At 39.1% G+C, this 8,978-nt stretch carries 9 protein-coding genes; all 9 read left to right on the forward strand.

What is annotated here, in order from left to right; genetic code table 11:
• Nucleotides 1-131: 131 nt before the first annotated feature.
• The 9 genes from ACVWXS_RS18390 (at nt 132) to ACVWXS_RS18430 (ending at nt 7,921) form a co-directional block, all read left to right on the forward strand.
• Nucleotides 132-1,541, forward strand: a complete 1,410-nt coding sequence (locus ACVWXS_RS18390; protein WP_456959555.1) for an anthranilate synthase component I family protein — start codon at nt 132-134, stop codon at nt 1,539-1,541.
• Nucleotides 1,538-2,119: an aminodeoxychorismate/anthranilate synthase component II gene (gene pabA, locus ACVWXS_RS18395; RefSeq protein ID WP_068986609.1), complete on the forward strand. Its 582-nt coding sequence runs from the start codon at nt 1,538-1,540 to the stop codon at nt 2,117-2,119. Before ACVWXS_RS18390 ends, pabA begins: the two co-directional genes overlap by 4 nt.
• Nucleotides 2,120-2,959, forward strand: a complete 840-nt coding sequence (gene pabC / locus ACVWXS_RS18400) for an aminodeoxychorismate lyase (RefSeq protein WP_374964283.1) — start codon at nt 2,120-2,122, stop codon at nt 2,957-2,959. It begins immediately after the preceding gene.
• A 13-nt stretch (nt 2,960-2,972) separates the two neighbouring features.
• Nucleotides 2,973-3,827: a dihydropteroate synthase gene (gene folP / locus ACVWXS_RS18405; protein ID WP_456959556.1), complete on the forward strand. Its 855-nt coding sequence runs from the start codon at nt 2,973-2,975 to the stop codon at nt 3,825-3,827.
• A complete protein-coding gene (gene folB / locus ACVWXS_RS18410; RefSeq protein WP_374964280.1) occupies nt 3,827-4,195 on the forward strand; it encodes a dihydroneopterin aldolase in 369 nt (122 codons plus the stop codon). The genes folP and folB overlap by 1 nt, the downstream gene beginning before the upstream one ends.
• Entirely contained in the window at nt 4,192-4,713 is a 522-nt protein-coding gene (gene folK / locus ACVWXS_RS18415; protein ID WP_368638501.1) for a 2-amino-4-hydroxy-6-hydroxymethyldihydropteridine diphosphokinase, read from the forward strand. The genes folB and folK overlap by 4 nt, the downstream gene beginning before the upstream one ends.
• Nucleotides 4,714-4,824: 111 nt before the next feature.
• Nucleotides 4,825-5,865, forward strand: a complete 1,041-nt coding sequence (gene dusB / locus ACVWXS_RS18420) for a tRNA dihydrouridine synthase DusB (RefSeq protein WP_423491855.1) — start codon at nt 4,825-4,827, stop codon at nt 5,863-5,865.
• Between the two features lie 179 nt (nt 5,866-6,044).
• Entirely contained in the window at nt 6,045-7,547 is a 1,503-nt protein-coding gene (gene lysS / locus ACVWXS_RS18425) for a lysine--tRNA ligase (RefSeq protein ID WP_427421793.1), read from the forward strand.
• A gap of 101 nt (nt 7,548-7,648) precedes the next feature.
• Nucleotides 7,649-7,921 (forward strand): hypothetical protein, encoded by a 273-nt coding sequence (locus ACVWXS_RS18430; protein ID WP_368638504.1) that lies wholly within the window; start codon nt 7,649-7,651, stop codon nt 7,919-7,921.
• Nucleotides 7,922-8,978: the final 1,057 nt, after the last annotated feature.

The following is an 8,978-nucleotide window of genomic DNA, read 5'->3' on the forward strand; positions in this document are numbered from 1 at the left end:
TTTAACTATAAATTTTTAAATGTAGAAACCTAAAGAAATAAATTAAAGGGAGCGATTTAAAAATATTCGCTTCTAGGCAGTATTCAAGTTAAGATGGAATCACATCAAATGACTTAAAGGGGAATAGCAACTTGAAGACGATACTTACGAAAACAATAACGATGGATGCAGATTCGTTCTTTTATAGCTATAAGAAGCAAACAGAAGCAGAGCAAGCACATGTATTTTTAGAAAGTGGACGTGGAGGAAATTTTACCATAGCTGCTTGGAATCCGTTGGCTACGGCGCAATCGGTCGAGAATGGTCTGCTTGTAAATTGGAGAAATGGTGAGAGCGAAGTTTTAAACGGTGAGCCTCTTGCTTTGCTAGAAGAATTGTTAGAGAAATATCATCTTTCATACAATGCTGAGCTTCCTGCTTTTCAGGGGGGAGCTATAGGGTTTGTTACATACGATTACGCGCGTAAAATTGAAGTGCTACCTAACACTGCTGTAGATGATTTACATGTACCAGATATTTATTTTTATATCTTTGATTGCTGGGCAGTACATGATGTCAAAACAAATAAAGTAACGCTAATGAAGCTAACAGACTGTGGCGTAGATTTAGAAGAACGTGCTAGGGCATGGCAAGGGGCAGCGCAAGAAGGATTGCTTTCACGCAAATTTGAAAAAACAAACGCTGTAGAAATAGTGAATGACGAAAGTGAATTGTTAGTATCATTTGCTGGAACTGACTTTGAAGACGCAGTAAGTAAAATTCAAACATATATAGCCCAGGGCGATGTGTTTCAGGTGAATTTATCAGTACGTCAATCCAAAAAATTAAATGCAACTGCAATGGATGTATATGAAGCATTACGTGCATTTAACCCGTCTCCTTATATGGCTTATATAGAAGCGCCGGATTTTGCTGTCGTTTCTGGATCACCTGAGCTTTTGGTGAAGCGTCACGGCAATGAATTGTCTACGCGACCAATTGCTGGAACACGACCAAGAGGGAAATCCGAGGCGGAGGATTTAGCATTAGCGCAGGAATTGATTGATAACGACAAGGAACGTGCCGAACATGTAATGCTTGTTGATTTAGAGCGAAATGATTTAGGACGAGTGTCTACATTTGGAACGGTTGAAGTAGATGAGTTCATGGTCATTGAACGCTATTCCCATGTGATGCACATTGTTTCGAATGTACGAGGAGAAATGGCTGAGGGAAAAACGAATGCAGACGTGATCCGTGCCATGTTCCCAGGAGGTACGATAACAGGTGCTCCGAAAATCCGTACGATGGAAATTATCGAAGAGTTAGAACCTGTAAGAAGGGGATTATACACTGGCTCAATTGGCTGGCTAGGCTACACGGGTGATATGGAATTTAATATTGTTATTCGTACAGCATTTGTTAAAGACGGAGTAGCGCATATCCAGGCAGGGGCAGGCATTGTTATTGATTCTGTTCCGGAAAAAGAATACCAAGAGTCTCTAAATAAAGCGAAGGCAATGTGGCAGGCAAAGGCAATGGCAGAGGAGCGAGCAAAATGATTTTAATGATTGATAACTATGATTCATTTACGTATAACCTAGTGCAGTATTTTGGAGAATTTGGTCATGAATTAGTGGTGAAAAGAAATGATGTATTGACGTTGAAAGATATTGAGCAACTTGCACCAGATATGATTGTCATTTCTCCAGGACCATGTAGCCCAAATGAGGCAGGTGAAAGCCTGAACATTATTAAGTATTTCGCGGGAAATATTCCGATTTTAGGAGTTTGTCTTGGTCATCAAGCAATTGCTCAAGTTTTCGGAGGGAAGGTTATACGAGCTGAGCGTTTGATGCATGGTAAAACATCGCCGGTGTTACATGCTGAAATAGGTTTGCATAAGGGAATGCCAAATCCATTTGAAGCAACTCGATACCACTCCTTGATTGTTGAAAAAGAGACATTACCAGCATGTTTTGAAGTAACTGCATGGACAGAAGAAGGCGAGATTATGGGTATTCGTCATAAGGACTATCCAATTGAGGGCGTGCAATACCATCCTGAATCGATTATGACGGAGCAAGGTAAAAAGCTTCTACGTAAGTTTATAGAATTGTATGTAGAGGGAGCGAAGTAAATGCTGTGTTGGATGAACGGTGACTACGTAGCGGCGCAGGATTTGCGCATTTCGCCATTCGATCATGGATTTTTATATGGTTTAGGTTTTTTCGAAACGTTTCGAACGTATAAGGGAAAGGTGTTTTGCTGGGAAGCACATATGGAGAGGTTGCAAACAGCGCTTTCTCAATATCGTATTCATCTTCCTTATACTGAAGATGATTTACTAAAGGTTGTTCAGCAATTAAATGAACAGGCGAATGGGCAGGATGGCTATTTCCGTTTAAATGTATCAGCTGGAGAACATAGTATCGGTTTGCAGCCGACTGAATATAGACATCCGAATGTTATTGTTTTTCGCAAAGAATTACATGATACACCTAGAGGTATGGAAAAAAACGCACAGTGGCTTGTAACACCTCGTAATACTCCTGAAAAAGGACTGCGAGTGAAATCACATCATTATGGCAATAACGTTCTTGGGCGTTTTGAAATGCCATCTTTGGCGCAACAAGAAGGCTTCTTTTTAACAGAAGATGGCTATGTTGCTGAAGGTATTACATCAAATATCTTTTGGGTGAAAAATGATATACTATATACGCCTTCTCTAGAGACTGGTATTTTACCTGGAATTATCCGAGCATGGGTAATTGAGCGAGCGCAATCTCTAGGGATGAAGGTAATGGAAGGTTTCTATACTAAAGCAGATGTGGAGCAAAGTTTAGAATGCTTTATTACCAACTCTGTGCAAGAACTAGTTCCAATTCGTAAATTAGAAAACAAGAAGTTACTAGGCAATGAAGGGCCTGTTTATTCGTGTTTACATGAAGCATTTGTCAATGAAGTGGAACAAGAATAGAAGGAGCGTTAACATGCTAGAAAAATATACAACACCATTAACTATTAACGGTATCACGTTAGACTATACAGCAGAAACTTTCGTGATGGGTATTTTAAATGTCACGCCAGATTCATTTTCAGATGGAGGAAAGTACAATAGCGTTGAAACTGCTGTAGCTCAAGCGAAAAAAATGGTAGCAGAGGGTGCTAAAATTATTGATGTTGGCGGAGAATCAACACGCCCAGGTTATGAACGTATTTCAGATGAAGATGAAATTGCACGTATTGTACCTGTTATACAAGCGCTAGCAGCTGAAGTACCAGCGATTATATCGGTTGATACGTATAAAGCGAGCGTCGCACAAGCAGCTATTGAAGCTGGTGCACATATTATTAATGATATTTGGGGAGCAAAAGCAGACCCTGAGATCGCTCAAGTTGCTGCAGATTTAAATGTACCGATTATTTTAATGCATAATCGAGACAACACTGATTATGGAACTGATTTTTGGGTAACGGCAAAGGCTGATTTAGAGAAGAGTATTGCTATTGCTCATAATGCAGGTATACCAGATCACCATATTATTTTGGATCCAGGCATAGGCTTTGCCAAAACAACTGTCCAAAATATTGAAATGATGCAGCATTTAGAGGACTTAGTAGCAATGGGTTATCCTGTTTTGCTAGCAACTTCCCGTAAATCAATGATTGGTAATGTTTTAAAACTACCTGTTGAGGAACGTGTAGAAGGTACAGGCGCAACAGTTGTTTATGGTATTGAGAAGGGATGCCATATGATTCGTGTGCATGATGTAAAGGAAATGGCGCGAGCTACTTATATGGCTGATGTATTAGTAGGTAAACGTATTTATAAGGAGGAAGTGTGATGGATTATATTCATTTAAAGGATATGCAGTTTTACGGCTATCACGGTGTCTTAGCAGCGGAAACTACACTCGGTCAACGCTTTCGTGCTAATGTTTCACTTGCTGTAGATATGACAATGGCAGGGGAAACTGATGACTTAAATTATACGGTGAACTACGCAGAGGTTTATGCGTTATGTCGTGATATCGTGGAAGGTGAGCCGTTCAAGCTTATCGAAGCACTTGTATCGAAAATAGCAAATAGTATCCTAGAAACATACTCAGAAAAGGTTAAGGGTGTTCGAGTGGAGCTTATTAAACCAGACCCGCCAATACATGGCTATTATAAAGAGGTATCAGTTGAGGTAACGAGAGGTAATTACGAATGAATGATGTGTATTTATCGATCGGTACAAATATGGGAGACAGATTTGAAAACCTCCAGCTCGCTGTTAAACTTTTAATGGACAAAGCGGAAATTGATGTTGTACACACTTCTTCAGTTTATGAAACGGCTGCTGTAGGCTACACTGACCAAGCCGACTTTTTAAATATTGCAGTTCATATTAAAACGAGTTATTCATCTTCCGAAATGTTGAAAATTTGCCAATGGGTCGAAAATGAATTAGGGCGTGTGCGTGAGTTTCGATGGGGCCCTCGGATCATTGACCTTGACATTTTGCTCTACAATCACGAAAATATCGAAACAGAGAGCTTAATTGTTCCACATCCAAGAATGTATGAGCGAGCTTTCGTATTAGTACCACTGATAGAAATTACGCCTGTACCCATTGGAAAACAGCTGAAAAAGGCACATGATATAATGCAGCAGATCGATTGTGAAGAGGAAGGCGTAACTTTATGGCAAGCATCAACAGAGCTGAAATTTATGCAGTCTGTTAATTAAGTTTCGAATCTAGTGGTCAAAGATTATTGGTGTATTGATTGCCTATAATTGCATAGCATTAACGATAGATATATAGGAATAGGTAAAACCTATAGAAGGAGGAAAACAACGTTGAGTCAGGCAACTGAGAAGCCGTTTCAAATTGGCGATATTGTCATGGACAACCGTGTCGTATTAGCGCCAATGGCTGGAATTTGTAACTCTGCTTTCCGTTTAACTGTTAAGGAGTTCGGGGCAGGGCTAGTATACGCAGAAATGATTAGTGATAAAGGGATTGTTCAGAAGAACGAAAAAACACTAGGCATGCTTTATATCGATGAGCGTGAAAATCCACTTTCATTGCAAATTTTTGGTGGTGATAAGGCAACACTAGTAGAAGCGGCCAAGTATGTAGATGAAAACACAACTGCCGATATTATCGATATTAATATGGGCTGCCCGGTTAATAAAATTATTAAATGCGAAGCGGGCGCTCGTTTACTTTTAGATCCGAATAAATTATATGAAATGGTAGCGGCTGTAGTGGACGCAGTAAAAAAACCTGTCAGCGTAAAAATGCGTATTGGCTGGGATGACGAGCATATCTTTGCTGTTGAGAACGCACAAGCTGCAGAACGTGCTGGTGCATCAGCAGTAGCTGTCCATGGACGTACGCGTGTACAAATGTACGAAGGAAAAGCGAATTGGGATATCATTCGCCAAGTGAAGGAAAATGTAAAAATCCCTGTGCTTGGTAATGGTGATGTGGAAACTCCTCAAGATGCAAAACGTATGCTTGATACTACTGGGGTGGATGCCGTAATGATTGGACGCGCTGCTTTAGGTAATCCATGGATGATTTATCGTACCGTTCAATACCTTGAAACTGGTGAGCTAAAGGAAGAGCCAAGTGTACGTGAGAAAATTGATGTTTGTTTACTTCACTTTGAACGCCTTATCCAATTAAAAGGAGAGGGTGTGGCAGTACGTGAAATGCGTAAACATGCTTCGTGGTATTTAAAAGGTATTCGTGGTAATGGTAAAGCGCGTAATGCGATTAACCAAACAGAAACTGCGGCAGCGCTTCGTGCATTATTAAACGGACTTGTACAAGAATATGAAGAACTTGAATCTAAATTAATAGTACCAGAAGCAAAAGAACTAATTATTTAATATATTAAAGAGGCGTCTCGCTGTTCGTTTAGAGGCGTCGATTTTTCTGTCAACTTTAATTTTTAGAATTATTAATCATTTCTTCTTATATGGAAATTAAACCGAAACAGATGATTACAGCAATAAAATTGTGTACAATAGAAATATTATGGACGTAAACGCGGACAATTTAATAAGGAGTGAAACAAGTGTCAAACATAGAAGAATTAAATGATCAGCTTTTGGTGAGACGCCAAAAAATGACGGCTATTCGAGAAAATGGTCAAGATCCATTTGGTAGTCGTTTTGAACGTACACATTTATCAACAGAAGTACGTGAACAATTTGCAGATCAATCAAAAGAGCAGCTAGAGGAAAACCTACAAGAAGTGATTATCGCGGGTCGTATTATGACGAAGCGTGGTAAAGGAAAAGCTGGCTTTGCACATATTCAAGATCTAGCTGGCCAAATTCAAATTTACGTTCGTCAGGATCACGTTGGCGAAGAAGCGTATGAATTATTTAAACAAGCTGACCTTGGTGATATCGTAGGGATTCGTGGTAATGTTTTCCGAACACAAGTAGGAGAGCTTTCAGTAAAGGCTGAAGAGTTTACATTCCTATCAAAAGCTCTACGCCCTATGCCGGAAAAATTCCATGGCTTACAAGATGTTGAACAACGTTACCGTCAACGTTATTTAGATTTAATGACGAATGAGGATAGTAAAACTACATTCATTACACGTTCTAAAATTATCCGTGCTATTCGCAACTACTTAGATAATATAGGCTATTTAGAAGTTGAAACACCAATGCTTCATACAATTGCTGGTGGTGCAGCGGCTCGTCCATTTATTACACACCACAATGCACTTGATATGGAATTATACATGCGTATTGCTATTGAACTGCATTTGAAACGTCTAATCGTTGGTGGGCTTGAAAAAGTATATGAAATTGGTCGTGTTTTCCGAAATGAAGGGATCTCAACACGCCACAACCCTGAATTCACAATGATAGAGCTGTATGAAGCTTATGCAGACTACAAAGATATTATGTCTCTAACAGAAAACCTTATTGCCCATGTCGCTCAAGAAGTTCTTGGGACAACTACAGTTCAATATGGTGAAGATGAAATTAACCTTGCTGTAGGTTGGAAACGAGTTCATATGGTAGATGCAGTAAAAGAAGCTACAGGTGTAGACTTCTGGCAGCCTATGACTAAGGAACAAGCTCAAGCTCTTGCTAAAGAACATGGAGTAGAGGTTAGAGAAACACATGAGGTAGGACATATTATTAACGAGTTCTTCGAGCAAAAGATTGAGGAAACGCTTGTTCAGCCTACGTTTGTTTATGGTCATCCAGTAGAAATCTCACCTCTAGCAAAGAAAAATCCAGAGGACGAGCGTTTCACTGACCGTTTCGAACTATTTATCGTTCGACGTGAGCACGCAAATGCCTTTACAGAACTAAATGATCCTATCGACCAACGTGAACGTTTTGAAGCTCAGTTAGCTGAAAAAGCAGCTGGTAACGACGAAGCGCATGAAATGGACAATGATTTCATTGAAGCATTAGAATACGGTATGCCTCCAACAGGTGGGTTAGGTATTGGTATCGACCGTTTAATCATGCTTCTTACAAATTCACCTTCAATCCGTGACGTATTATTATTCCCAACAATGCGCCACATTACTAAATAAGTGTTTTTAAAGATGAATGAATATAGGTTATACTTTTAGAGTACTATGTTTTGCAGATAAAAAATAATAAATAGTAACAGAAGTTTTATTGGGGGCTTGTAATGAATTACAAAATCTTTAACAAACAAGTATTTGAACAGGCACAAGTACGTTCAGTTTCAGATGTTGTGTTAACTGAAGAAGAACTTGAAAACGGTATGAAGTTAGCGGTTTCTAAGGTAGATCCGACCCTTACTTTATATTTAGTAGATGTTGACGGTCAGAAAAAATTCGACGTCCGTTGGGATGATTCTTCCGAAATTTTCAGTGGCTGGTATTCTGCGTGGGATAATTTCTCTTGGTGCCTAAGTATAGTTGAAAAACAAAATGATTAATGTAGTAGTTTCTTTAAGAAAAATGAATTGTTTCATTTGATAAGGGACAAACATGATAAGCAGGAGTCAAGGTGCAGGAGAAGCACTTTGGCTCCTGTTTTCGCTATTGAGTATTTGTTAGGGTAATGTGTAGATGACGTAGGTGCGTTCCAGATGTGTAGGAATAGCCAGCTGGCAACTTTGAGGCATTATTGAGGAAGGCTGAAGAATGAGTAGTTTAAAAAGGACTAGAGCTTAACTTCTTTCAGTAAATGTTTTTTGTACCGAAAGCGTAGCGACAGGTACAGCAGTCTCCCGCCGCTATAGATGGTGAGATGAATGCGGTTTTAAGTCACTTTTCGGCGTATATCCAAACACCCGCTGAAATAGAGGGGCTCAGGCTAAGAGCTTCACATCCTGTGAAAACGCCTGAGTGATCAACGTCGTGTTGCTTCGCTTTCGCACAAAAAACATCGGCAGGCCTAAGCACAAAGCCGATTCCGGACGCGATTATGCTGAGGCATAATTGATTTAACTTGTTGAGATTTATGAGAAAGAGATGTATAGTAAAACAAATAAAGTAGTAGCTAGAAGATTACAAGAGTTGTTTATTACTCGAAAAAACACAAAATAGCTTACTAACTAATTATTTTTCAAAAAAGATAATTTTATAGCAAAAAAACACTTGCGGATGTAATGGAATCGTGATAAATTATTACTTGTCGTTAAGACGACGCAAGAACAAAAACGGCTTCGAAAAAACATTTAAAAAAGATGTTGACATCGATAACCGAGAATGATATTATATAAGAGTTGTCGCTTCTGAAACGAAGTAAAAAACTTCTGAAAAAAGATGTTGACAACAAAAAACAAGAAATGTTATGATATAAAAGTTGCTGAAATGAAACGGCAACGAAATGAACCTTGAAAACTGAACAAGCAAAACGTAATCAATAAAGTTTTAAGTAGCTAACCTTGAGTTGGTGAACGAAACAAAATTTTGGACATCAAACATGATGCCAGCAAAACAATTTGAGCTAATCAAATTTCTTTTTATGGAGAGTTTGATCCTGGCTCA

Source organism: Lysinibacillus sp. TE18511 (assembly GCF_054062295.1).

Coding starts and splice junctions, on each gene's coding strand:
- folB (WP_374964280.1), top strand. CDS start 3,827: ATGGATTATATTCATTTAAAGGATATGCAGTTTTACGGCTATCACGGT.
- ACVWXS_RS18430 (WP_368638504.1), top strand. CDS start 7,649: ATGAATTACAAAATCTTTAACAAACAAGTATTTGAACAGGCACAAGTA.
- pabA (WP_068986609.1), top strand. CDS start 1,538: ATGATTTTAATGATTGATAACTATGATTCATTTACGTATAACCTAGTG.
- pabC (WP_374964283.1), top strand. CDS start 2,120: ATGCTGTGTTGGATGAACGGTGACTACGTAGCGGCGCAGGATTTGCGC.
- folK (WP_368638501.1), top strand. CDS start 4,192: ATGAATGATGTGTATTTATCGATCGGTACAAATATGGGAGACAGATTT.
- folP (WP_456959556.1), top strand. CDS start 2,973: ATGCTAGAAAAATATACAACACCATTAACTATTAACGGTATCACGTTA.